The sequence below is a fragment of the Paenibacillus sp. SER-28 genome, from assembly GCF_052906305.1.
Genome location: NZ_JBRECM010000104.1, coordinates 1 through 231, shown reverse-complemented (window position 1 = coordinate 231; position 231 = coordinate 1). Strand labels below are relative to the sequence as shown.

Genomic DNA, 231 nt, shown 5'->3' with positions numbered 1-231 from the left:
CCTCCACGGTTTCCCTCACGATTTTGAGTCGCGCGCGTCTGCCAATTCCGCCACACCGGCTTATGAAGTTAATGGCGTCCCCTGAGAGATTCGAACTCCCGACCTTTTGATTCGTAGTCAAACGCTCTATCCAGCTGAGCTAAGGGGACTAATAAATGGAGCGGACGACGGGAATCGAACCCGCGACCCTCGCCTTGGCAAGGCGATGCTCTACCGCTGAGCCACGTCCGC

The 231-nt window shown here is 57.1% G+C and carries 2 tRNA genes; both read right to left on the bottom strand.

Annotation, left to right across the window (positions count from 1 at the left end):
• Positions 1 to 72: 72 nt before the first annotated feature.
• Positions 73 to 149 (bottom strand) — tRNA-Arg (locus tag ACUYLD_RS25835).
• A 7-nt stretch (positions 150 to 156) separates the two neighbouring features.
• Positions 157 to 231: transfer RNA gene (locus ACUYLD_RS25830), tRNA-Gly, on the bottom strand.